This is a genomic window from Sulfitobacter profundi, assembly GCF_042661425.1.
GTDB lineage: Bacteria > Pseudomonadota > Alphaproteobacteria > Rhodobacterales > Rhodobacteraceae > Sulfitobacter > Sulfitobacter profundi.
The window spans coordinates 1,209,745-1,231,196 of record NZ_JBHSWA010000001.1 but is presented as its reverse complement, the minus strand read 5'-3'; the positions used below and the strand labels follow the sequence as shown (position 1 = coordinate 1,231,196).

The following is a 21,452-nucleotide window of genomic DNA, read 5'->3' as shown; positions in this document are numbered from 1 at the left end:
AAGAAAATGTCATTGAACTGCCCCAAGAGCCATCTGTTGTGCCAGCAGGACACATTCAGGAAGGAAGACATTCAATGACACTTTCCCTACGCCAACTGCTAACCGGTGCCGCGATTGGCGCGCTGGTGCCCGCGACCGCCTTTGCCGAGGCGCATGCCGATAAAGACAAAGTCGTGCTACAGGCGCAGACGCAGGAGTTTATCGACAGCCTTGAAGGCTCGACCCCCATCAACGAGCTATCGCCGGAAGAGGCGCGGCAGGTCTTGATCGACACGCAGACAAAGGCAGATGTCGAGATGCCCGATGCCTCGGTTGAGAAAATGACACTGGAAATCGGCCCCACCGGACAGACGGATGTGGTCGTGGTAAAGCCCGCGGATGCCGGTGATGAGGCATTGCCGGGCGTGCTTTACTTCCACGGTGGCGGCTGGATCCTGGGCAATTTCACGACCCATGAACGCATGATCCGTGAACTGGCAAATCAGACAGGCGCGGCCTATGTCTTTGTCGACTACGCCCCGGCGCCCGAGCAGAAGCACCCCGTGCAGCTTGAGCAGGATTTCGCGGTGCTGAAACATGTTGCAGAGAATGCCGCTGATTTCGGTATTGATGCCAATCAATTGGCTTTGGCGGGCGATTCCGTCGGTGGCCAGATGGTCGCTGTCGTGGCGCAGATGGCCAAAGAACAGGGCGGCCCGGACCTCGACGCGCTGGCGATGATCTACCCGGTCACCACCGCTGATCTGACCAGCGGCTCTTACGAGGAATTCGCTGATGGCCCGTGGTTGACCAAAGCCTCGATGGAGTGGTTCTGGAACGCCTATCTGCCTGAGGACGCCGATCCGATGGATCCGATGATCTCTCCGTTGAACTATGACACCGAAGCGTTGGCCGATCTGCCGCCTTCGCTCGTGATTACAGGCGCAAACGATGTGTTGCGCGACGAAGGGGAAGCCTTTGGGGCCAAGCTGGTCAAAGCGGGCGTGGAGACCGAGGGCACGCGCTATGATTTCTCGATCCACGACTTTGCCATGCTCAACCCCATTGCGGGCACCCCCGCGCCCGAAGCGGCGATTGAGCAGGTGTCTGGCTTCTTGCAAGACCACTTTTCGAAGTAAATCACCTCAAGGCCAAGCGAAAGCCCCGCCTATTCGGCGGGGCTTTTTGCGTATCGGGTAGCTGCTTAATGTTGCCTTAATAAACCCTCGCCATGGCCATGCTCCTACCCCACCTTATGGACAATGTGGCTTAACGATAGGCCATTGTGCAGGGATTCCGCGCGGGTGGCGCGGCAATTTATGCTGTTTGCCGGCAGGTTATTTAAAAAAGGTGGGGATGTTTATGCCCGGAATTGTAATCAACAGGTTGGACGAAGACCCCCATGAAACGGTCCACGGCATCCGCGACGATACCAGTTCGCGCGGTGTCGATTTGGATGGGGCGCGGATCACGCTGACCTATGCGGACGGCACGACCGAGACGCTGACTTGGCACGCGACAGACCCCTATACGAATGGCGCGGCGGTTGGCGAGAACACGCAGATGTCCTTTGGCTATGACTGGCATCATCTGGAAACGACCAAACCGCTGGCCACTATGGAGATCGACCTCCAGCCCGCCAGTTCGGTTTTCGATACCACCACAGCCCCGGATGACGATCCGAATGGCGGCTCTACACCCATGTCGCTAGAGGGATTTCCCTTCCGGGTGAATGCAGATTCGCGGGATTTGGCCAGTGATCTTGAGGTGACCTACACTGGCATCGTCAATCTGGCGGGCAGCCCGCCTGCGGGGGATCTTTTCACCACCATGACCGTTGATTTCTCCGCTCTCCCGGAGGGTGGGCTTGTGGGAAGTCTGGATTGGAAGACCGACATCGACACGATGCGCGAGGAGGGGGATCTCGTCTCGACCGGTGTGGCCTGTTTCACGCGCGGCACCTTGATCACCACCGATAAGGGCGATCTGCCGGTCGAAACCTTGGCCCCCGGCGCGCGCGTGCTGACCCAAGGCAATGGCTATCAAGAGCTTGTCGCCGCACTGCGCCGCTCTGTCGGGGCGTCGGAACTGGCGAGGAACCCCAAGCTGTATCCCATTCGGATCTCTGCTGGGGCATTGGGCGCGGGCCTGCCCAAACGCGATCTCATGGTCTCGCGGCAGCACCGCATGGTTGCGCGCTCGGGGATCGTGAAGCGGGTTTGCGGGGCCATGGCGGTGCTCGTCGCCGCCATCCGGCTGACCGAACTGCCGGGGGTGCATATCGACGATCGTGTGGCGCAGGTGGAATATTTCCACCTGATCTTTAAACAGCACGAGGTCGTCTATGCCGAGGGCGCGCCGAGCGAGAGCTTCCTGCTGACCGCCGAGACGATCGGCACCCTAAGTCATGCGCAGCGCGAAGAATTTGCCACGCTCTTTCCCACCTTGGTCGCGGGCGACGGTTTTGGCGCATCCGCGCATCCGATCCCACCCGGGGCGGTGCAAAAACGGCTGATCGAAAAGCATAAGAAGAACGGGCGCGTATTGCTATCGGTCTAACGTGTCGGGGTCATAGGGGTTCAGGCTGGCGGAGGGCAGGCTGATGCCGTCCTGCGCGGCCCGATGGGCGATCGCCTCTTCGCTGCGGCCCAGTTGTACGGCAATCACGGAGGGCGCTGTGCCCTCTGCCGCCAGAATGCGAAGCTGCTCAAGGTCTGCGGCGCTCCATGGGGCGCCGGTGCTGCGGTCATAATCTGCCATGTCGGAGGCTCCTTTCAGAGGTAAAACACGCCGCGACCACCGGCGGTTCCTCCGGGCGGGGAAGGGCGCGGCTGCGCCCCTCATACCGTTACTTCAACAGTGCCAGCATCTCTTTCGCCGCTTCTTCGGAAGAGGCGGGGTTCTGGCCGGTGACCAGCTTGCCGTCGACCAGCACGTAAGACGCCCAATCGTCGCCCTTGCTGTAGTCGCCACCGTTTTTCTTCAGCATATCTTCGACCAAGAAGGGCACCACATCGGTGAGGCCAACGCCCTCTTCCTCGGTGTTGGTGAAGCCGGTGACGCGCTTGCCAGAGACCAGCGGCTTGCCGTCGGCTTGGGTGTCCTTGAACACCGCAGGCGCGTGGCAAACGGCACCGACAGGGCGATCGGAAGCCCAGAAGGTCTCGATCAGGCGCTTGCTGTCGGCGTCATTGGCCAGATCCCACAGCGGGCCGTGGCCGCCGGGGTAGAAGATCGCGTCGAAACCGTCCGCATCCACATCGCCCAGCACTTTGGTCGAGGCCAGCGCTTTCTGCGCGGCGTCATCGTCTTTGAACCGGCGCGTGGCGTCTGTCTGCGCGTCTTCGCTGTCGCTGTTGGGGTCAAGCGGCGGCTGGCCACCTTTGGGCGAGGCGAGGGTCACGTCAGCGCCCGCGTCTTTGAAGACGTAGTAGGGCGCAGCGAATTCTTCGAGCCAGAAGCCGGTTTTGTTGCCGGTGTCGCCCAGTTCGTCATGCGATGTCAGAACCATCAGGATTTTCATAGGTCTCTCCTTTCGGGGAGTTTGGGCGCGCCGCTGCCATGAGGGCGCGCCGGAGGGATGCGGCCTAACGCTTGGCAGAGGTGGTGGTTCCCCCATGCCGCTACAACCCCTACGGCTTGCATTCGAGGGGCGAGAGGGCTAGCAGGACGGGGTATTATTCCAAGGGCCTGTCATGGACGATCTGAAGCAAAAGTACCTGAGCCAAATCGCCGATGCTGGCGACGAATCCGCGCTGGAAGACATCCGGCTGGCCGCCGTGGGCAAAAAGGGCGAAGTGGCCCTGAAAATGCGCGAGCTGGGCAAGATGACCCCCGAAGAGCGGCAGGTCGCTGGCCCCGCGCTGAACGCGCTGAAGGATGAGATCAACTCGGCGCTGTCCGCCAAGAAGGCAGCACTTGGCGATGCCGCGTTGGATGAGCGTCTGCGCAGCGAATGGCTCGACGTGACCCTGCCCACGCGGCACCAGCGTCAGGGCAGCATCCACCCGGTCAGCCAAGTGACCGAAGAGCTGACCGCGATCTTTGCCGAGATGGGTTTTTCGGTCGCCGAAGGCCCGCGTATCGACACCGATTGGTACAACTTCGACGCGCTGAACATCCCCGGCCACCATCCCGCCCGGGCTGAGATGGACACGTTTTACATGGCCCGTGCCGAGGGCGACGACCGCGCCCCCACGTGCTGCGCACCCACACCTCGCCGGTGCAGATCCGCACGATGGAGGCCGAAGGCGCGCCCCTGCGCATCATCTGCCCCGGCGGCGTCTACCGTGCGGACTACGACCAGACCCACACGCCGATGTTCCATCAGGTCGAGGGGCTGGCGATCGACAAGGACATCTCGATGGCGAACCTCAAGTGGACGCTTGAGGAGTTTTTCGCCGCGTTTTTCGAGATCGACGGCATCAAGACCCGCTTTCGCGCGTCGCATTTTCCGTTCACCGAGCCTTCGGCCGAGGTCGACATCCAATGTTCTTGGGTCGACGGCCAACTGCGTATTGGCGAGGGCGACGGCTGGATGGAAGTGCTGGGCTCCGGCATGGTGCACCCCAAGGTGTTGCAGGCGGGCGGGATTGACCCCGACAAGTGGCAGGGCTTTGCCTTTGGCATGGGGATCGACCGGATTGCGATGCTGAAATACGGGATTCCTGATTTGCGGGCGTTCTTTGATTCAGATTTGCGGTGGTTGCGGCATTATGGGTTCGCGAGCTTGGATCAGCCGAATTTGCATGGTGGGTTGAGTAGGTAATGTGGTGGACATTTGCTGCGAGTCTAGTGGCCTCTTGTACTGCCCTCTTTATTGCCGTTGTTGTCTATCCTTGGCAGAAGAGTATTGATCGCACTTCGCAATTGGCAGCTGAGCGTCGCGCTCTCTATACTCGGGCTATACTGATAGTCGCCGATGCAGAACTTCTTAATAAGCTTGATTTGGGAGTTCCAAACAAACTGGACTTGTTAATAGTTGAATTGGCAGGTGTTGGTACGAAGGAGTTTGCGCAGCAGATTTCTGCGTTTCGCGACTTGGTTGAACAGTTTCACGTTCTTAAAGCGAAAGATAAAAAAGGGGTCTCAGAAGAATACTCTGAAACCATGCGCAACATGTCTAAAGCGATTACCTGCATTCTTCAGGTCGCTCGGAAAGAAATAGCAGAGGCGGGAGATGATCATATCGGTTTGCCTCAGTATATCAAAAAGCTGAAAGATCGGACGAGCAAATGAAATTCACTCTCTCCTGGCTCAAGGACCATCTCGACACCACGGCGTCGATTGATGAGATCACCTATGCCCTGACCGACCTCGGCCTCGAAGTCGAAGGCGTCGAGAACCCGGCGGCGAAGCTGGCCGACTTTACCCTCGGCTATGTGCAATCTGCCGAGAAACACCCCGATGCCGACCGGCTGAACGTCTGTCAGGTGGAAACCGACGAAGGCGTCATCCAGATCATCTGCGGCGCGCCGAATGCCCGCGCGGGCATCACCGTCGTCGTGGCCAAGCCGGGCGTCTATGTGCCGGGGATCGACACCACCATCGGCGTCGGCAAAATCCGCGGTGTTGAGAGCTTTGGCATGATGGCCTCCGAGCGCGAGATGGAGCTGAGCGAGGAGCACGACGGCATCATCGAACTGCCCTCGGGCAAGCCCGGCGACCGTTTCATCGATTGGCTGGCCGAGAATGACCCCGCCAAGGTCGACCCGGTGATCGAGATCGCCATCACCCCCAACCGCCCCGATGCGCTCGGCGTGCGCGGCATTGCGCGTGACCTCGCGGCACGGGGTTTGGGCAAACTGAAGCCGCGCGATTGCGATGCGGTGGCGGGCAGCTTTGCCTCGCCGATCAGCGTCAGCATCGACGATGATACGCTCGACGGTTGCCCGGTGTTCTATGGTCGCGTGATCAAGGGCGTGAAGAACGGCCCAAGCCCCGCGTGGCTGCAGGATTGTCTGCGCGCGATTGGGCTGCGTCCGATCTCCTTCCTTGTCGACGTGACCAACTTCTTCACCTTCGACCGCAACCGTCCGCTGCACGTCTTTGACGCCGATAAGGTCAAAGGCAACCTGCGCGTTCACCGCGCCAAGGGCGGCGAAGAGATCGTGGCGCTGGACGAAAAGACCTATACCCTGCAAGCGGGGCAGATGGCCATCTCCGACGATAGCGGCGTGGAAAGCATCGCGGGCATCATGGGCGGCGCGGCGACAGGCGTGACCGAAGACACGGTGAACGTCTTTGTCGAAAGCGCCTATTGGGACCCGGTGCAGATCGCCTATGCGGGCCGCGCGCTCAAGATCAACTCGGACGCGCGCTACCGCTTTGAGCGCGGTGTGGACCCGGCGTGGACGCCTTACGGCATTGAGCACGCCACGCGGATGATCCTGGATCACGCGGGCGGCGAGGCGTCTGAGGTTGTGGTCGCGGGCCAAGTGCCTGACACCAGCCGCGCCTACAAGCTGGACGCCGAGAAGGTGCAGTCGCTCGTGGGCATGACGATCCCCGAAAGCGATCAGCGCCAGACGTTGACCGCGCTTGGCTTCCAACTCGACGGTGACATGGCGCAGGTGCCAAGCTGGCGCCCTGACGTGCAGGGCGAGGCCGATCTGGTGGAGGAGGTCGCGCGGATTGCGTCCCTCACCAAGCTCGAAGGCAAGCCGCTGCCCCGTCTGACGACGGGCGTGCCGCGCCCCGTACTCTCGCCCATGCAGCGGCGCGTCGTGACCGCACGGCGCACGGCGGCGGCGCTCGGCTACAACGAATGTGTGTCTTACAGCTTCATCGACCAAGCCTCTGCCGCGCTGTTCGGCGGCGGCACGGATGAGACGCGCCTCGAAAACCCGATCTCGTCGGACATGAGCCACATGCGCCCCGATCTGCTGCCCGGTCTGTTGCAGGCCGCGGCGCGCAATCAGTCGCGCGGCTTTGCCGATATGGCGCTGTTTGAGGTCGGCCCAGCCTTCTCAGGCGGTGAGCCGGGCGAAGAGCAGATCATGGTCAGCGGCCTGCTGGTGGGCCGCACCGGTCCGCGTGACGTGCATGGCGCGGCGCGGGCGGTGGATGTCTATGACGTCAAAGCCGATGCCGAAGCTGTGCTGGCGGCCATCGGCGCGCCCGCCAAGGTGCAGGTCCTGCGCGGCGCGGCGGATTGGTGGCATCCGGGCCGTCACGGCAAGGTCTGCCTTGGCCCGAAAAAGTGCTCGGCATCTTTGGCGAAGTGCATCCCCGCGTGCTGGCCGCGATGGACGTCAAAGGCCCCGCGATGGCCTTCACCATTTATCCCGCCGAAGTGCCGCTGCCGCGCAAATCCGGTGCCACGCGCCCGGCCTTGCAGATCAGTGACCTGCAAGCGGTCGAGCGTGACTTTGCCTTTGTCGTCGATGCGGATGTCGAGGCGCTGACGCTGGTGAATGCGGCCAAGGGGGCCGACAAGAACCTCATCGAAGACGTGCGCGTTTTTGACGAGTTCATCGGCGGCAGCCTTGGCGAGGGCAAGAAATCCCTTGCGATCACTGTGCGGTTGCAGCCCAGCGACAAGACGCTGAAGGATGCAGACATCGAAGCCGTGGGTGCTAAGGTTGTCGAGAAAGTGACCAAAGCAACGGGCGGCGTGCTGCGCGGCTGAACGAAAGGACGAGCGATGAAAGTCTATCTCTCCGGTGAAATCCACACCGATTGGCGCGAACAGATCATCGAAGGGGCGCGCAGCCTTGAGGTGACCTTCACCGCGCCGGTCACCGACCACGCCGCCAGCGACGATTGCGGCGTGGCGATCCTTGGGGAAGAGGCCGACAAGTTCTGGCATGACCGCAAGGGCGCGCAGATCAACGCGATTCGCACCCGCAAGGCGATTGCCGAAGCGGATGTGGTCGTGGTGCGCTTTGGCGAACAATACAAGCAGTGGAATGCGGCCTTTGACGCGGGCTATGCCGCCGCTTTGGGCAAATCGCTGATCATTCTGCACGGCCCCGACCATGCCCATGCGCTGAAGGAAGTCGATGCCGCGGCGCTGGCCGTGGCCTCCGAACCGGCTCAGGTGGTCGAGATTCTGCGCTATGTGCTCACCGGTACCCTGCCGGGGTGACGCGGCAGCGGGGCTAGCCGCCTTAAAATTTAACATCTATCAAGGGCTTAAGTGCGATCGATTCGGCAGCGTAGTGGACGCCGCTGCCTTACGGGCTAAACCTTCACTAGCTGGAGGTTCATCAGCCTTGATCTGCCCCCCGAAAGGCAGGCCAAATCCGACCCCCGCTGCCGTGCCAAAGTTGCGTGGCGGGTTAACTTTGGAAGGAGAGGGTCCATTTTAGCCGACACGCCCGCAGAGCAGGATGCGCGTCTTGAGACGCTCTATTCCTATGATATTCTTGATACCGAAGCCGAAGCGGATTTCGACGATATCGTCGAGCTTGCGTCCAAGATCTGCGAAACGCCCGTCTCTCTAATCAGTCTGGTTGACGAAAAGCGTCAATGGTTCAAGGCCCGTGTGGGGTTTGAGCCGCAGGAGACCGGTTTGGATCAATCGGTCTGCTCTCACGCTATCCTTGATGGGGGCTATACCGAGATCTCGGATATGGGGGCCGATCGCGCACCGTGGACAACCCGCTCTATGTGGGCGACCCGCGGGTGAAATTCTATGCCGGGGCGAACCTTGTCGCGCCGAACGGCCAACCGATCGGCACGCTTTGCGTGCTGGATACCAAGCCGCGCACCCTGAACGACTTCCAACGCCAAGCGCTGCAAACCCTGTCGCGTCACGTGATGATGCAGTTGGAACTGCGCAAGAAAATCCGCATCGAGGCCGCCCTACGCGCCGAGATGGACCACCGGGTGAAAAACTCGTTCCAGACCATCGCGTCCCTGCTGCGGATGGCGACGCGCAAGGTGCAAGACCCCGACGCAAAGGATGTACTCGCCCTTGTAGAGCGGCGTTTCGGGGCAGTGGCATCGCTGCACAGCGAATTGATGGGGCAGGGCGGCAAAGGCAAGGTGCAAACCTCTTCCTACCTTGAGCAGTTGAACAAACTTCTCGCCGCCAGCGCGCCGGATCACGTCACCATCTTTTGCGAGGCCGAGCCGGGCGAGTTGCAGGCCGTGCAAGCCTCGGCGCTTGGCATGATCGTGAGCGAGTTCGTGGCCAATTCGATCAAACACGCCTTTGTCGGGGATCGGGCAGGAGAGATCAGGATTTCTCTGCGTCGGCAGGAGGGGGCGAGAGCTGGCTTTTGGAGTGCCGGGACAATGGTCGCGGGCATGACGGAGCCGTGTCGGGGGCCGATAGCACCGGCCTCGGGCGAATGTTGATGGCGACGGCGGCTGAACAGCTAAGCGGGCGGCTGAGCACCGATTTCAGTGCCAATGGCGCGGCTTTGCGGGTCTGTTTTCGGCAATAGGCGTGCCCGGGGCTGCAATTCGGGCGGTTCAACTGAAAACTTTATTGACCCCACTGTGCCGCAGTCCCCACTATCGGGTATGACGGCGGGGGTATCAGCACGACGTGGAATAGGGACAGTACTGTGATTCAAGAATTCAAGGATTTCATCGCCAAAGGGAATGTCATGGACATGGCCGTTGGTATCATCGTCGGGGCGGCATTTACGGCGATCGTGTCGTCGCTGGTGGCCGACCTGATCAACCCGATTGTCGGGCTTTTCACCGGTGGGGTGGATTTCACCAACAACTATGCTGTGCTGTCGGGCGATGTGCCTGCGAATGCCTCGTTAGAGCAGGCCCGAGAGGCGGGCGCGTCGGTCTTTGCTTACGGCTCGTTCCTGATGGCCGTGATCAACTTTTTCATCATCGCCTTCGTCGTCTTCATCTTGGTGAAGATGGTGAACCGCGTGAAATCGGCTGCGGAAAAGCCTGATGAGGTGGCGCCAGAGGTCAAGACCGGTCCGTCGCAGCTTGATGTATTGTTGGAAATTCGGGATGCTTTGAAAACGCGCTAAGCGGCGCTATCGAATGAGAAAGGCCCGCCAGATTGGCGGGCCTTTCGTGTCTCACCGGTGGCGTTTAACCCGCGATGGCTTGATCTGCGGTGATGCTGTCGATCCCAAGCGCGTCGCCCACGGCGGCATAGGTCAGCTTACCCGCGTGCACGTTGAGCCCGGCCTTGAGGTGGGGGTCATCCGCGCAGGCCTGTTTCCAGCCCTTATCGGCCAGTGCCAGCATGAAAGGCATGGTGGCATTGCCAAGCGCGATCGTCGAGGTACGCGCCACGGCGCCGGGCATGTTGGCCACGCAGTAGTGCATGACGCCGTCGACCTCATAAACCGGGTCTTGGTGCGTGGTCGCCTTGGAGGTCTCGAAACAGCCGCCTTGGTCAATGGCCACGTCGACCAGGGCTGCGCCGGGTTTGAGTTCGGACAGTTGCGCGCGGCTGATCAGCTTGGGCGCTGCGGCACCGGGGATCAGCACCGCGCCGATGATCATATCGGCTTGGCGCGCCAATTCGATGGTGTTGCCCGCGCTGGCATAGGCGGTTTTGAAGGTGCCGCCATAGATGTCATCAAGATAGCGCATCCGGGGCAGCGAACGATCCAACACGGTCACATCCGCGCCCATGCCCGCGGCAATCCGTGCCGCATGGGTGCCGACGACGCCGCCGCCGATGACCATAACCTTGGCCGGGCCAACACCGGGCACCCCGCCCATCAACACGCCGCGTCCGCCATTGGCCTTTTGCAGCGTCCAAGCGCCAACCTGCGGTGCCAGACGCCCCGCAACCTCGGACATCGGCGCCAAGAGGGGCAGCCCGCCATTCCGGTCGGTCACGGTTTCATAGGCAATCGCAGTACAGCCCGAGGCCAGCAGATCATGCGTCTGATCCGGGTCGGGCGCGAGGTGCAGATAGGTAAAGAGCAATTGCCCTTCGCGCAGCATTTTGCGTTCGCCCGCCTGTGGCTCCTTCACCTTGACGATCATATCGGCGCTGGCAAAGATTTCCTTGGCCGTGTCGATGACGGTGGCACCTGCGGCGGTATAATCCGCATCTTCAAAACCCGCGCCGACGCCCGCCCCTGCCTGCACGATGACCTCATGTCCGTGGGCGATGGCTTCTTGTGCGGCATTGGGCGTCAGGCCGACGCGGAATTCCTGCGGTTTGATTTCTGTCGGGCATCCGATTTTCATGGGGGTCACTCCTCCTCCGTAGTGGGACAGGATTATCACAGCCGCCGTGCATATCGCTGCGAGTTTGGGGTCGCCATGGGGATTATTCTTCGAATATAATCGCGTCTGAACGCTTTGTTACGCGAAAGTATTGCGCATATGGCCTTGGATGAGATTGATCGGCGTGTTCTGCGCGCTTTGCAGCGCAACGGGCGGATGTCCAATGCCGAATTGTCGGAAGTGGTGCATCTGTCGCCCTCGGCCTGTCATCGCCGTGTGCAGCGGTTGGAGAAAGAGGGCTATATCCGCGATTATGTGGCCCTGCTTGACCCGCGCAAGCTGGATATGCCGACCACGGTGTTTGTTGAGATCACCCTGCAGGCGCAGGCCGAAGAGGTGTTGGAAGCCTTTGAGAAGTCGGTCTCGCGCATTCCCGATGTGTTGGAATGTCATCTGATGGCGGGAACGGCGGATTACCTGTTGAAGATCGTGGCGGAGAACACCGAGGATTTTGCCCGAATCCATCGCCAGCATTTGGCGCGGCTGCCGGGGGTGGCGCAGATGCAGTCGAGTTTCGCGTTGCGGACGGTGTGCAAGACGACGGCGCTGCCGGTGTAGTTGGACGGTGCGGCGGAGGTTCCAAGCGGAGCAGCCCGGAATCAAGGCCGAAGGCCGCCGGGCAGCGCCAGACCGCCCGGACGGGCTGGCGCTTTTGCTGAGGTTCGTGCCGTCCTGAGGTGCTTCCTAAGCCCAGCCACCATAAATTGCCCGATTGCTGAAGTTCCGGGCACCACCCCGCGGTCTGGCGCTGCCCGGCTCTGCACCCAGTACCCCACAAAACAAAACCCCCGCTGCCATCGGCACCGGGGGTTCTATATCTGTTGCGTGTCGCGGGAATGATTTACATCATACCTTCGCGTTGCGCTTTTTTCCGTGCCAGTTTACGGGCACGACGGATCGCTTCAGCTTTCTCGCGCGCTTTTTTCTCGGACGGTTTCTCGAAATGTTGCTTGAGCTTCATTTCACGGAAAACGCCTTCGCGCTGTAGCTTTTTCTTCAGAGCCCGAAGGGCCTGATCGACGTTGTTGTCGCGAACACTAACCTGCATGTGGTTGTCACCACCTTTCTAGGATAAAGTTGCAAGGAATTGCAGGAAATGGGCCTATAACAGCCTATATCTCCTTTGTCCACCCCATCACGCCCCGATAGGAGCCCGCCATGATCCCGCCCAAGGCCGACCCACAGGACCAAATGCTTGATGCCGCATTGATGCATGTGCCGTTTGACGGCTGGTCGCCCGCGACGTTCAATGCCGCGATCAAAGACAGTGGTCTGGACCCGGCGTTGGCCCGCGCTGTTTGCCCGCGTGGTTCGGTTGATTTGGCCGTGGCCTATCACCGACGCGGGGATGCCAAGATGCTGGAAGGGCTGGCCGAGGCCGATCTAGCAAACCTGCGCTTCCGAGATCGTATTGCCAAGGCCGTGCGCCTACGGCTCGAAGCAGGCGACCGTGAGGCGATCCGCCGGGGCAGCACGCTTTTCGCCCTGCCGCATCACGCGCCCGAAGGTGCGGGCCTGATCTGGGAGACCAGCGATAAAATCTGGACCGCGCTTGGCGATACGTCGGATGATGTAAACTGGTACAGCAAACGCGCGACGCTGTCGGGGGTGTATTCTGCCACGCTGCTCTATTGGCTGGGGGATGCCAGCGAGGGGCATCAGGCGACGTGGTCTTTCCTGGACCGGCGGATCGACGACGTGATGCAGATCGAAAAGCTCAAGGCCCAAGTGCGCGAAAGCCCGACGCTCAGCCGTCTAATGGCCGGGCCTAACTGGCTTTTGAGCCACATCAAAGCGCCACGGGGGCAGCAGGACCCTGATCTGCCCGGCCGCTGGACGCCGCCGAGCTGACGCAACCTGCGGGCGAACTGCGGGCTTCCCCGCCCGCCCGGCAGGTGGTAGGTCGGGGCACCCGGTTTTATACAGGCCCCCAATGACCAGCCAGACGCTCCCGCTCATTGATATTGAAAAGGTGTGCTACACCCCCGCAGGCACGCCGGTGCTGCGCGACGTGAGCCTCAGGTCAGATGCCTCGCGGATCGGCATCGTGGGGCGCAACGGGTCGGGCAAGACCTCTTTCGCGCGGGTTCTCTCGGGCTTGGTGGCCGCAGATGAGGGGCAGGTGCGGATCGGCGGGATCGACGTGGCCCGCGACCGCCGCCGGGCGATTGGTGCTGTCGGCATCCTGTTTCAAAACCCGGACCATCAGATCATCTTTCCCACCGTGGAGGAGGAAATCGCCTTTGGCCTGCTGCAAATGGGTCAATCCAAGGCCGAAGCGGCGCGGGGCGTGGCCTCAATCCTTGGTCAGTTTGACAAGCGTCATTGGGCACAGGCGTCGATCCATCAGCTCTCACAGGGGCAGCGGCAGTTGGTTTGCCTGATGGCGGTTCTGGCGATGCAACCACGGGTGCTGGTGCTCGACGAACCCTTTGCCGGGCTCGATATTCCGACGCGCCTGCATCTTGAACGGGTCTTGGCCGGGCTCGACTTGACGCTGGTGCACATCACCCACGATCCGGCAGCGGTGGCGGGCTACGATCACATCCTCTGGCTAGAGGGTGGCGAAGTCGCCCAGCAAGGCAGCGCGCGTCCGGTGCTGCGCGCCTTTGAGACACGGATGAAGGAACTGGGGGCGAGCGATGATCTCTCTGACCTCGCCGGTTGAGACCCGCGCCCACGGCTGGCCCGCGGGGGCCAAGCTGGGTGCGCTTTGTGCGGCGACACTGTTGCTATTCGGGGTCGAGGATCTGGTCTGGCAAATCGCCTTTTGTGCCGGGATGTTGCTGCTTTACGCCCTGCCGGGTCGGGCTTTTCTAAAGGGCGGCTTGGGGCGGTTGCGGATGCTCTGGCCCTTTGTGGCGTTGATCCTGCTGTGGCATATACTGACCAGCGATGCAGAGGCCGGCCTTGTCATCGTGCTGCGCATGGTCACGGCGGTGGGGCTGGCCAATCTTGTGACCATGACCACGAAACTCAGCGATATGATGGCGGTGGTGCGCTGGCTTGCCACGCCGCTGCGCCGCTTTGGGGTCCGAACCCGCAGTCTGGAGTTGGCCGTGGCGCTGGTGGTTCGTTTCACGCCGGTGCTGGCGGCCAAAGGGCAGATGCTATCGCTGGCGTGGCGCGCGCGGTCGCGCAGGCGGGCGGGCTGGCGGATCGTGATGCCCTTTACCGTGCTGGCCATCGATGACGCCGAACATGTGGCAGAGGCGCTGCGCGCGCGTGGCGGGCTGTGATTGCTTGACCGGGGCAGAGGGCTGGCCTAGGCATTGGAAACTTTAATTCAAGGACCCTCTCAATGGAACGCAATCTGACAATGATCGCCCTCTTCGCCGCGCTGATTGCGGCATTGGGCCTGATCCCGAAATTCACGCTCGGCTTTGGCGTGCCGATCACGGCGCAGTCGCTGGGCGTCATGCTCTGTGGCACGGTGCTGGGCGCATGGCGCGGTGGTCTTGCCGCACTGCTGTTCGTGGCACTGGTGGCGCTTGGTCTGCCGCTTCTGGCCGGAGGCCGTGGCGGTCTGGGCGTCTTTGCCTCGCCGACCGTTGGTTTCCTCGTTGGCTTCCCGATCGGTGCCTTTGTGACTGGCTTTATCATGGACCAGTGGCGCAGCGCGCCTGTGGGTCTGGCCGCCGGGGTTTCGGCCGTCTTGGGCGGCATCCTTGTGGTCTATGCCTTTGGCATCTTCGGCATGATGATGACGCTGAACAAGACGCTGCTTGAGGCGACCCTGCTGGTCCAAGCCTTCATCCCCGGTGACCTGATCAAAGCCGTGCTGGCGGGTTTCATCACCTCCGGTCTGGCCAAGGCGCGTCCCGCAAGCGTGCTGTCGCGCAGCTAAAACGATTGGCCCGCTCCCCCAAAGGGGGCGGGCCGCTACAGCCGCATCAGCGCGGCAGAGCCGATCCCCCGGCTGCGGCAATCGCCGCCAATCCGGTGCCCGACCCCCGCGCCACCAATCCATGCCAGAGCCGCACTGCGTTGATCGCACCCGATGCACCAATCGGATGCCCGCGTGCCAAGGCACCCCCGCCGATGTTGACGATCTGCGGCGCGACCCCCGCGCCGGTGGCGCAGGCGATGGCCTGCACGGCATAGGCCTCCATGATCTCGGCGAGGGTCAGGTCGCTGGCGGTTAATCCCGTTTGGCGAAAGACTTCGCCAATCGCCACCAGTGGTGCCAGTCCCGGCTCTTCGGGTTTGCTGCCCTTGGTTGCGGTGGCGATAAGTTCGATCTTTGGCACGGTGAGCTCAGCCGCCATTCGGTCTGAGACAACGACGCAAAAGGCCGCGGCATCGGCGGCGACGGCGGCATTGGCGGCAGTGATCTCACCGGAAAGCACCTTGGCCCGGCGGCAAAGCGCGGGGGTGAGGCGGCGGGTGAATGTATCGGCTTCGATGTTTGCGAGCGGTACGAGTTCCGCCTTGGGCGCTAGCTGCGCGCGGGCCTTTGCGTGGCTTTCCACCGCCCAGTCATCCTGCGCTTCGCGGGTGATACCCTGCGACCGGGCAAGCGCAGCGGCGGCTTGCGCCATGTCGGGGTCACGCGCGGGCCATGGGGTAAAGGGCGCTTGGGTATAGGGCTCAGGCGGGCGGCCATCGGCGAAGGTGCGGTAGCGCAACGGTTGGCGCGAGTAGCTTTCCGCCCCGCCCGCCACAACGATATCCGCAGCCCCCGCAAGGATCATTTGGCGCGCCAGCGCGAGCGCGTCCAAGCCCCCGCGCACTGCCGATCGATGCTCAGGCCCGCGACATGTTCAGGCAGCGCCGCCGCCAAGGCGATGCTGCGCGCGGGGTTGCCGCCGGGGCCAAGGGCGGTGCTGCAGATCACTTCGTCGACCTGCGCAGGGGCCAACCCCGCGCGGGCAAGGGCGGCGGAAAGAACCGGCGCGGCAAGATCGGGCAGAGTCAGATGCGCCAAGGCGCCGCCGCGCGGGGCGACCGGGCTGCGGCAGGCAGAAACGATGTAGGCGCGGGTCATGCTTGGCCCTCCACCCCGTCGGCGAGGGCGCGAAGGTCGATCTTGCCCGAAGGCAATAGCGGCAGGTCGGAGCGGAAATAGACGCGACGGGGGGCGGCCAGTGGGCCGAGTGCTGCGCGACAATGGGCGATGATTTCCTCAGGGCGCGCCGCCTCTGCGGTGCCTTCGACAACTGCAATCAGATGTTGCCCCCGCAGCGCATCGTCACGGGGCAGAACCGCGCAGGGCAGACCAGTATGCGCGGCGATCACGGCCTCCACCGCTTCGGGGAAGACCAGTTGATCGGCAATCTGCACCATGCGCTGCCGCCGCCCTCTGATCCACAGCTGTCCTTTGTCATCCAGTTCGCCCATCTCGCCCACGGTGACGAAACCATCCTGCCTGCGGGTCTCGGTGCTGCGGCCCTGTGCGTAGCCATCGAAAAGGTACGGGCTGCGCACCCAGATTTCACCCACGTCTGAAGTGGGTTGCCCCGCCGCATCCAAAAGCCGCAGTTCGACGCCGGGATAAGGGCGGCCAACCGATCCTTCGGGCGTGGCGGCATCGGCCAGCGTGATAAAGCTCGTTTCTGCCGCGCCGTAAAACACGTGCACCGCCGCATGGGGGCAAAGCCGCCCGGTCGCCGCCCGCGTCGCCGCATCAAGCGCGCCGCCGCCACAAAGCACCAGCCGCAGCGAGGGCAGCGGGGCGGCGGCCCCACGGGCCAGCAGCCGTAATTGCGTCGGCGTGGCATAGAGGATCGTCGCCCCCGATGTGGCAATCTGCGACGCTTGCTGGCGGGGGGCTGATCGGCCAGAACATGCGCGTCGAGGCCAAGGTGCAGCGCCTCCAATACCGCATAGAGCGACAGGGAGTGGCTGAGCCGCCCCAACACGGCAACGCTGTCGTGGCGGGTTAGAGCAAAGCGATCGGCGTTCACATCAAAGCTGACGGTCCAAGAAGTTTGGCTGCGGCGCACGGCCTTGGGTTGGCCCGACGCGCCCCCGGTGAGGGTGAGGAACGCGCCGGGCGGACAGGCGATGTCATCGGGCAGGGGGCGGTCGCCGAGGCAAAAGGGGCCTGCTGGCTGATCGTTGTGGTAAGGGCCGTCAGCGCGTCGAAGGTCGGGGTTGCGGGTAGGGCGCGGAAGCTGTCGCGCTGGCCTTCGGGCGCGCGGGGCACTTCCGATTGTCCCGCGAAAAGCCGCGCGTCCTGATGCCATCTGAAATTGCCTTGCGCGCGCATCCGCCTTCTCCCACTTCCGTCGGGCTTCAAATTCCGGGTGCACGCCCCGGGGCCGCCCGTTAGGCTGCGGCAAAACCAGACCCGAGGATACTTCAGACATGACAGAGACCATGCGTGCAATCGAAATCACCGAACCCGGCGGTCCGGACGTTCTTCAGGGCACCACCCGCCCGCGGCCCCAACCGAAACATGGGCAGGTCATCATCAAGGTCGCCTATGCCGGGGTGAACCGCCCCGACGCGCTGCAACGCGCGGGCAAATATGCGCCGCCGCCCACCGCCAGCGATCTGCCGGGGCTGGAGGCCTCGGGCGAGGTGGTCGAGGTCGGCCCCGGCGTGACGACACTGGCACCGGGGGATCTGGTCTGCGCCCTGCTGCCCGGCGGCGGCTATGCCGAATATGTCGCCACCCCCGCCGCGCATTGCCTGCCGATCCCCGAAGGCATGGGGCTGAAAGAAGCGGCCTGCCTTCCCGAGACGTTCTTTACCGTCTGGTCCAACCTCTTCATGCGGGGCGGGCTTAAGGCTGGGGAGAAAGTGCTGATCCACGGTGGCTCTTCCGGCATCGGCACGACGGCGATCCAGCTGGCCCGTATCTTGGGCGCGCGGGTGTTTGTGACCGCGGGGACGGATAGCAAATGCACGGCCTGCATGAAGCTGGGTGCCGAAGTGGCGATCAACTACCGGGATACGGATTTCGTTGACGTGCTGCAGGCCGAGGGCGGCGCGGATGTGATCCTTGATATGGTTGGGGGCAGCTATATCAACCGCAATCTGAAGGCTTTGGCCGAAGATGGCAGGCTGGTGCAGATCGCTTTCCTGCAGGGCGCCAAACAGGAGGTGAACTTTGTCACGCTGATGACCCGCCGCCTGACCATGACCGGATCGACCCTGCGCCCGCAAAGCGATCTGGCCAAGGCGCGGATTGCAGAGGAGCTTTTGCAGAACGTCTGGCCCCTGTTGGAGCAGGGCCGCGTCGCCCCGGTGATGGACAGCACCTATGACCTGTCCGAGGCGAATGACGCGCACCGTCGGATGGAGGCCAGCGGCCATATCGGCAAGATCGTTCTAAAGGTCGGTGGCGCGCTGGACGCCGAGGCAGACCAATAAAATTTGAATCAGTAACGAATTGTTAACCATTAATTCGTTTACTGATAGCACGGGTGGCCGGGACGCTAGCCACCCGTGTTGGAGAGAGAGCCGAAAGGCATTGAATGCGGGGGAGGAAATTACGCCTCTTCCGTTTTCGCCCAGTTACCCGCCCCGATGGGTTTAGCGCAAAGGGGTGAACAGGGCGTTATCAAGCGTACAGTCCCGCCGAACGTCCGGCCCGCAGGGGATGAACTCAAGACTGCGAGACAGACAGATGCGCGCCTCTTGGATGTGACCTTGCTTGCAAGTGATGGTGATCCCCTGTGCGGTCAGGTCGGGGTTCGCCTTGAGAAATGCCTCCTCTACCACGGAGGCGGGCAGGGAAACGGCGCGGTCGAGCTTGCGAAAGACCTCGGGGCGGTTGATGCGGGCGTAGGCCTCTCGCGAGAGGGCGAAATAATCCGCCGAGTCCAGCCCGCTGCAAGAGCCGTGTTTCTTCCATTGATGCCATGCCAAGCCCCCGGTGCCCATGATATCGGCCATCGCCCCGGTCTGTGCGCGGCTGGGCGGGCGCTGGCCGCTTTGGCAATAGGACGGATACCCGCGCGTGAACTGGGGCCAGAGCCCATGTAGGGTCCAGCCGTGGTCCTTATCCGCATCGCATTGCGCAGACTGCCGCGCGTCGCCCGTCAATTCGCACCAGTTGGGCGACCATGACAGGGACATGACGTAATAGTCGAATTCACCCGAACGTTCCCCCTCGGCCAGAGAGGGGACGGGGGCGATCAGCCCGAGGATCAGCAGACTGGCGCGCAGTGGCCGCATTGGGTCTTCCCTTATGATGTTTGAGACAGTATACAGCGGCCAACTTCCCCGACAATGAAGACCGTTCTGCCAAGCAGGACAGCCTTTCAGGCGACGGGAAAATTGCGTTTTTAGGAGAGTGACATGGCAAAACCGATTATGGCCAAAGCCACCGCCGTCTGGCTCGTGGACAACACCACCATCAGCTTCAAGCAGATCGCTGATTTCGTCGGCATGCATGAGTTGGAAGTGCAGGGCATCGCCGATGGCGACGTGGCGCAGGGCGTGAAGGGTTTTGATCCGGTTGCCAACAACCAGCTCACTCAAGAAGAGATCGACGCGGCGCAGGACAATCCGCTGCACAAGCTGAAGCTCAAGTTCAACGCCGCTGCCGAAGGTGAAGAGAAACGCCGTGGCCCGCGTTACACGCCGCTCAGCAAACGTCAGGACCGTCCGGCGTCGATCTTGTGGCTGGTCAAGTTTCACCCTGAGCTTAGCGATGGTCAGGTCAGCAAATTGGTTGGCACCACCAAACCGACAATCCAAGCGATTCGTGAGCGCACGCATTGGAACATCGCCAATATCCAGCCGATCGACCCGGTTGCCCTTGGCCTGTGCAAACAGTCCGAGCTTGACGCCGCCGTGCAAAAGGCCGCCGCGAAAAAGGCCGCTGCGGGCGAAGTGATGAACGACGACGAGCGCCGCAAGCTAGTGTCGACCGAGCAGAGCCTCGGCATGGACAACGAGCCCAAAATCCCCACGGCCATCGAAGGTCTGGAGACCTTCACCCTCTCCGGCAACAGCACGGACGACGAAGAGGAAGAGGATCATTCCAAGGGCGATTACTCCGACGCCGACAGCTTCTTCTCGCTGCCAGAGAGCACCGATGAAGACGACGAGGATGAAGACAAGGCCAAGGGCTAAGCCCCTTCAGGGCGGTGTGGCGGAAGGAACTTTCGCCACAAGGATGTGTTAAAGTGACAGGGCGTCGGATTCTTCGGCGCCCTGTTTTTCTTTGTTAAAAAGGCGCTTTGCGCCGGGGGATGGATTTGGAAACGGCATTGGACTGGATGATCTGGGGGCTGGCAGGGCTGCTGATACTGTGCAGCCTACTGCCGCTGAGTAAGCTGCCTTTTGGGGCGATCCGGGGGCTGGCCTTTCCACGTGAGCAATTCCTTGGTCTGGCGCTGCTGCTGGCCGCCGCCTTCGCGCTGGTCCAAGGGCCGACAACGACTTACGGCATGATTGGCATCGCACTCATGCTGGGCGTGGCAGCGCTTCAGGCGATTTATATCACCAAGTTCACCCCAATTTGGCGCAAGCAATCTCTCGCCGCCTCGCCCGAGCTGCGCCGCGAGACGGACCGCCATTTCAGTCTGCTGGCCGCTAACGTCAAGAAGTCCAACCGGGACTATGGCAAGCTTATCGCCCTCGTTGAGGCGCGGGTGCCGGATATCTTCATGGCCATCGAAGTGGATCAGGATTGGATTGATGCGCTGGATGCCGGGCTGGGTAAGAACTACGAGCACCGCATCGACGTGCCGCTCGACAATGGCTACGGCCTTTGCGTGATGTCGAAACTGTCGCTGTCGGAGGTTGAGGTGCGGGAGTTGGTGACGCGCGACGTGCCGTCGATCCGCGCCCGGGTGCATTTGCCGATGGGGGAGGATTTCCGCCTCTATGTCGTGCACCCCGAACCGCCTGTGATCGAACATGATACCAAAGGGCGCGACAGCGAAATCGCGTTGGTCGGGATTGAGGCCGAGAAAGATCCGCTGCCCGCCGTGGTGTCGGGCGATCTGAACGATGTGGCTTGGTCCACGACGACGCGGCGGTTCCAGCGGCTCTCTGCTCTGTTGGACCCGCGCGTGGGGCGCGGCATGTATAACACCTTTAGCGCGACGATGCCGTGGATGCGCTGGCCGCTCGATCACCTGTTCCACGACCCGCAGTTCCGCCTGCTTGAGATGGACCGGCTTGATAAGATCGGCTCGGATCACTTCCCCATGTGGTTTGTCTTGGCGCTGGCCCAGACCGAAGCCGCCGAAAGTGATCCCGAAGAAACCGATCGAGAAGAGGAGCAGGAGACCAAAGATATGATCAAAGAAGAACGCAAAAGAGACCGCGACCCCATCGGCAGTGACTGGGAAGATGAGGAAAACTAACAATCTGCATCTCGGGTAATTTTACCCCTT

22 protein-coding genes and 3 pseudogenes are annotated in these 21,452 nt (G+C 62.1%); 17 read left to right on the top strand and 8 right to left on the bottom strand.

The genetic code is table 11. The features are described 5' to 3' along the window. The first annotated feature begins 74 nt into the window (after positions 1-74). Entirely contained in the window at positions 75-1,118 is a 1,044-nt protein-coding gene (locus ACFQAU_RS06505) for an alpha/beta hydrolase (protein WP_132443797.1), read from the top strand. A gap of 223 nt (positions 1,119-1,341) precedes the next feature. Beyond that, positions 1,342-2,538 (top strand): Hint domain-containing protein, encoded by a 1,197-nt coding sequence (locus ACFQAU_RS06500; protein WP_165935534.1) that lies wholly within the window; start codon positions 1,342-1,344, stop codon positions 2,536-2,538. Here ACFQAU_RS06500 and ACFQAU_RS06495 read toward each other — a convergent pair. Both ACFQAU_RS06495 and ACFQAU_RS06490 read right to left on the bottom strand, forming a co-directional pair. Beyond that, the gene (locus ACFQAU_RS06495) at positions 2,527-2,739 is read right to left on the bottom strand and encodes a hypothetical protein (protein WP_067624811.1); all 213 of its coding nucleotides are present in this window, start codon (positions 2,737-2,739) and stop codon (positions 2,527-2,529) included. The two genes, ACFQAU_RS06500 and ACFQAU_RS06495, sit on opposite strands and share 12 nt — an antisense overlap. An 88-nt stretch (positions 2,740-2,827) precedes the next feature. Continuing rightward, the gene (locus tag ACFQAU_RS06490; protein ID WP_132443795.1) at positions 2,828-3,502 is read right to left on the bottom strand and encodes a type 1 glutamine amidotransferase domain-containing protein; all 675 of its coding nucleotides are present in this window, start codon (positions 3,500-3,502) and stop codon (positions 2,828-2,830) included. Positions 3,503-3,674: 172 nt separating this feature from the next. Between ACFQAU_RS06490 and ACFQAU_RS06485 the strand changes: the two are divergent. From ACFQAU_RS06485 to mscL, 7 genes and pseudogenes are all read left to right on the top strand, one after another. Further along, positions 3,675-4,262: pseudogene (locus ACFQAU_RS06485) on the top strand (tRNA ligase subunit PheS family protein); the annotation flags it as partial. Next, positions 4,217-4,747, top strand: coding sequence for a tRNA ligase subunit PheS family protein (locus ACFQAU_RS06480; protein ID WP_386283833.1), 531 nt, complete (start codon positions 4,217-4,219; stop codon positions 4,745-4,747). The pseudogene ACFQAU_RS06485 and the gene ACFQAU_RS06480, both read left to right, overlap by 46 nt. Continuing rightward, the gene (locus tag ACFQAU_RS06475; protein WP_132443793.1) at positions 4,747-5,217 is read left to right on the top strand and encodes a hypothetical protein; all 471 of its coding nucleotides are present in this window, start codon (positions 4,747-4,749) and stop codon (positions 5,215-5,217) included. The genes ACFQAU_RS06480 and ACFQAU_RS06475 overlap by 1 nt, the downstream gene beginning before the upstream one ends. Next, positions 5,214-7,609, top strand: a pseudogene (gene pheT, locus ACFQAU_RS06470) (phenylalanine--tRNA ligase subunit beta). Before ACFQAU_RS06475 ends, pheT begins: the two are co-directional and overlap by 4 nt. A 15-nt stretch (positions 7,610-7,624) precedes the next feature. Then, positions 7,625-8,068, top strand: coding sequence for a YtoQ family protein (locus tag ACFQAU_RS06465; protein ID WP_120351942.1), 444 nt, complete (start codon positions 7,625-7,627; stop codon positions 8,066-8,068). A gap of 506 nt (positions 8,069-8,574) precedes the next feature. Next, entirely contained in the window at positions 8,575-9,285 is a 711-nt protein-coding gene (locus ACFQAU_RS06460) for a sensor histidine kinase (protein ID WP_386281263.1), read from the top strand. A gap of 212 nt (positions 9,286-9,497) precedes the next feature. Beyond that, positions 9,498-9,929 carry a large conductance mechanosensitive channel protein MscL gene (mscL, locus tag ACFQAU_RS06455; protein WP_067937956.1) on the top strand — a complete coding sequence of 144 codons (432 nt, stop codon included), beginning with the start codon at positions 9,498-9,500 and terminating at the stop codon, positions 9,927-9,929. 64 nt (positions 9,930-9,993) lie between these two features. Here the strand turns inward: mscL and ald are convergent, their stop codons facing one another. Further along, positions 9,994-11,112, bottom strand: a complete 1,119-nt coding sequence (gene ald / locus ACFQAU_RS06450) for an alanine dehydrogenase (RefSeq protein ID WP_132443790.1) — start codon at positions 11,110-11,112, stop codon at positions 9,994-9,996. A gap of 138 nt (positions 11,113-11,250) precedes the next feature. On the opposite strand from ald, the gene ACFQAU_RS06445 reads away from it, so the two are divergent. Beyond that, on the top strand, positions 11,251-11,709 hold the full coding sequence (locus ACFQAU_RS06445) for an Lrp/AsnC family transcriptional regulator (RefSeq protein WP_120351940.1): 459 nt from the start codon (positions 11,251-11,253) through the stop codon (positions 11,707-11,709). 283 nt (positions 11,710-11,992) lie between these two features. Here ACFQAU_RS06445 and rpsU read toward each other — a convergent pair whose 3' ends face one another. Further along, positions 11,993-12,199: a 30S ribosomal protein S21 gene (gene rpsU, locus ACFQAU_RS06440; protein ID WP_007118112.1), complete on the bottom strand. Its 207-nt coding sequence runs from the start codon at positions 12,197-12,199 to the stop codon at positions 11,993-11,995. A gap of 110 nt (positions 12,200-12,309) precedes the next feature. Here rpsU and ACFQAU_RS06435 point away from each other — a divergent pair, with 110 nt between their 5' ends. The 4 genes from ACFQAU_RS06435 (at position 12,310) to ACFQAU_RS06420 (ending at position 14,998) form a co-directional block, all read left to right on the top strand. Further along, a complete protein-coding gene (locus tag ACFQAU_RS06435) occupies positions 12,310-13,002 on the top strand; it encodes a COQ9 family protein (RefSeq protein WP_132443789.1) in 693 nt (230 codons plus the stop codon). An 82-nt stretch (positions 13,003-13,084) separates the two neighbouring features. Beyond that, complete coding sequence (locus ACFQAU_RS06430; RefSeq protein WP_132443788.1) at positions 13,085-13,819, top strand: energy-coupling factor ABC transporter ATP-binding protein; 735 nt, start codon at positions 13,085-13,087, stop codon at positions 13,817-13,819. Next, positions 13,794-14,390, top strand: a complete 597-nt coding sequence (locus ACFQAU_RS06425; protein ID WP_120351937.1) for an energy-coupling factor transporter transmembrane component T family protein — start codon at positions 13,794-13,796, stop codon at positions 14,388-14,390. Before ACFQAU_RS06430 ends, ACFQAU_RS06425 begins: the two co-directional genes overlap by 26 nt. A 62-nt stretch (positions 14,391-14,452) precedes the next feature. Next, positions 14,453-14,998, top strand: coding sequence for a biotin transporter BioY (locus ACFQAU_RS06420; RefSeq protein ID WP_120351936.1), 546 nt, complete (start codon positions 14,453-14,455; stop codon positions 14,996-14,998). A 46-nt stretch (positions 14,999-15,044) separates the two neighbouring features. Here the strand turns inward: ACFQAU_RS06420 and ACFQAU_RS06415 are convergent, their stop codons facing one another. The 3 genes and pseudogenes from ACFQAU_RS06415 to ACFQAU_RS06405 all read right to left on the bottom strand — a co-directional run bounded on the left by ACFQAU_RS06415 (position 15,045) and on the right by ACFQAU_RS06405 (position 16,971). Beyond that, positions 15,045-15,419, bottom strand: a complete 375-nt coding sequence (locus ACFQAU_RS06415) for a hypothetical protein (protein WP_386283830.1) — start codon at positions 15,417-15,419, stop codon at positions 15,045-15,047. 66 nt (positions 15,420-15,485) lie between these two features. Continuing rightward, a pseudogene (locus tag ACFQAU_RS06410) lies at positions 15,486-16,138 on the bottom strand (thiolase family protein); the annotation flags it as partial. After that, positions 16,135-16,971, bottom strand: coding sequence for a class I adenylate-forming enzyme family protein (locus tag ACFQAU_RS06405; RefSeq protein WP_386283827.1), 837 nt, complete (start codon positions 16,969-16,971; stop codon positions 16,135-16,137). The pseudogene ACFQAU_RS06410 and the gene ACFQAU_RS06405, both read right to left, overlap by 4 nt. Positions 16,972-17,460: 489 nt before the next feature. Here ACFQAU_RS06405 and ACFQAU_RS06400 point away from each other — a divergent pair, with 489 nt between their 5' ends. Further along, positions 17,461-18,471: an NAD(P)H-quinone oxidoreductase gene (locus ACFQAU_RS06400; RefSeq protein WP_067624857.1), complete on the top strand. Its 1,011-nt coding sequence runs from the start codon at positions 17,461-17,463 to the stop codon at positions 18,469-18,471. Between the two features lie 162 nt (positions 18,472-18,633). Here the strand turns inward: ACFQAU_RS06400 and ACFQAU_RS06395 are convergent, their stop codons facing one another. Continuing rightward, a complete protein-coding gene (locus tag ACFQAU_RS06395) occupies positions 18,634-19,278 on the bottom strand; it encodes a ribonuclease T2 family protein (protein ID WP_132443786.1) in 645 nt (214 codons plus the stop codon). Positions 19,279-19,401: 123 nt separating this feature from the next. Here ACFQAU_RS06395 and ACFQAU_RS06390 point away from each other — a divergent pair, with 123 nt between their 5' ends. Next, complete coding sequence (locus ACFQAU_RS06390; protein WP_132443785.1) at positions 19,402-20,181, top strand: DUF1013 domain-containing protein; 780 nt, start codon at positions 19,402-19,404, stop codon at positions 20,179-20,181. Between the two features lie 119 nt (positions 20,182-20,300). After that, positions 20,301-21,422, top strand: a complete 1,122-nt coding sequence (locus tag ACFQAU_RS06385) for an endonuclease/exonuclease/phosphatase family protein (RefSeq protein WP_132443784.1) — start codon at positions 20,301-20,303, stop codon at positions 21,420-21,422. The last annotated feature ends 30 nt before the right edge of the window (positions 21,423-21,452 follow it).

Excerpts from the sequence above, each read along its gene's own strand:
- ACFQAU_RS06505 (WP_132443797.1), top strand. The coding sequence starts at position 75 with ATGACACTTTCCCTACGCCAACTGCTAACCGGTGCCGCGATTGGCGCG.
- ACFQAU_RS06500 (WP_165935534.1), top strand. The coding sequence starts at position 1,342 with ATGCCCGGAATTGTAATCAACAGGTTGGACGAAGACCCCCATGAAACG.
- ACFQAU_RS06495 (WP_067624811.1), bottom strand. The coding sequence starts at position 2,739 with ATGGCAGATTATGACCGCAGCACCGGCGCCCCATGGAGCGCCGCAGAC.
- ACFQAU_RS06490 (WP_132443795.1), bottom strand. The coding sequence starts at position 3,502 with ATGAAAATCCTGATGGTTCTGACATCGCATGACGAACTGGGCGACACC.
- ACFQAU_RS06480 (WP_386283833.1), top strand. The coding sequence starts at position 4,217 with ATGGAGGCCGAAGGCGCGCCCCTGCGCATCATCTGCCCCGGCGGCGTC.
- ACFQAU_RS06475 (WP_132443793.1), top strand. The coding sequence starts at position 4,747 with ATGTGGTGGACATTTGCTGCGAGTCTAGTGGCCTCTTGTACTGCCCTC.
- ACFQAU_RS06465 (WP_120351942.1), top strand. The coding sequence starts at position 7,625 with ATGAAAGTCTATCTCTCCGGTGAAATCCACACCGATTGGCGCGAACAG.
- ald (WP_132443790.1), bottom strand. The coding sequence starts at position 11,112 with ATGAAAATCGGATGCCCGACAGAAATCAAACCGCAGGAATTCCGCGTC.
- ACFQAU_RS06445 (WP_120351940.1), top strand. The coding sequence starts at position 11,251 with ATGGCCTTGGATGAGATTGATCGGCGTGTTCTGCGCGCTTTGCAGCGC.
- rpsU (WP_007118112.1), bottom strand. The coding sequence starts at position 12,199 with ATGCAGGTTAGTGTTCGCGACAACAACGTCGATCAGGCCCTTCGGGCT.
- ACFQAU_RS06435 (WP_132443789.1), top strand. The coding sequence starts at position 12,310 with ATGATCCCGCCCAAGGCCGACCCACAGGACCAAATGCTTGATGCCGCA.
- ACFQAU_RS06430 (WP_132443788.1), top strand. The coding sequence starts at position 13,085 with ATGACCAGCCAGACGCTCCCGCTCATTGATATTGAAAAGGTGTGCTAC.
- ACFQAU_RS06425 (WP_120351937.1), top strand. The coding sequence starts at position 13,794 with ATGATCTCTCTGACCTCGCCGGTTGAGACCCGCGCCCACGGCTGGCCC.
- ACFQAU_RS06420 (WP_120351936.1), top strand. The coding sequence starts at position 14,453 with ATGGAACGCAATCTGACAATGATCGCCCTCTTCGCCGCGCTGATTGCG.
- ACFQAU_RS06415 (WP_386283830.1), bottom strand. The coding sequence starts at position 15,419 with ATGGCGGCTGAGCTCACCGTGCCAAAGATCGAACTTATCGCCACCGCA.
- ACFQAU_RS06400 (WP_067624857.1), top strand. The coding sequence starts at position 17,461 with ATGACAGAGACCATGCGTGCAATCGAAATCACCGAACCCGGCGGTCCG.
- ACFQAU_RS06395 (WP_132443786.1), bottom strand. The coding sequence starts at position 19,278 with ATGCGGCCACTGCGCGCCAGTCTGCTGATCCTCGGGCTGATCGCCCCC.
- ACFQAU_RS06390 (WP_132443785.1), top strand. The coding sequence starts at position 19,402 with ATGGCAAAACCGATTATGGCCAAAGCCACCGCCGTCTGGCTCGTGGAC.
- ACFQAU_RS06385 (WP_132443784.1), top strand. The coding sequence starts at position 20,301 with ATGGATTTGGAAACGGCATTGGACTGGATGATCTGGGGGCTGGCAGGG.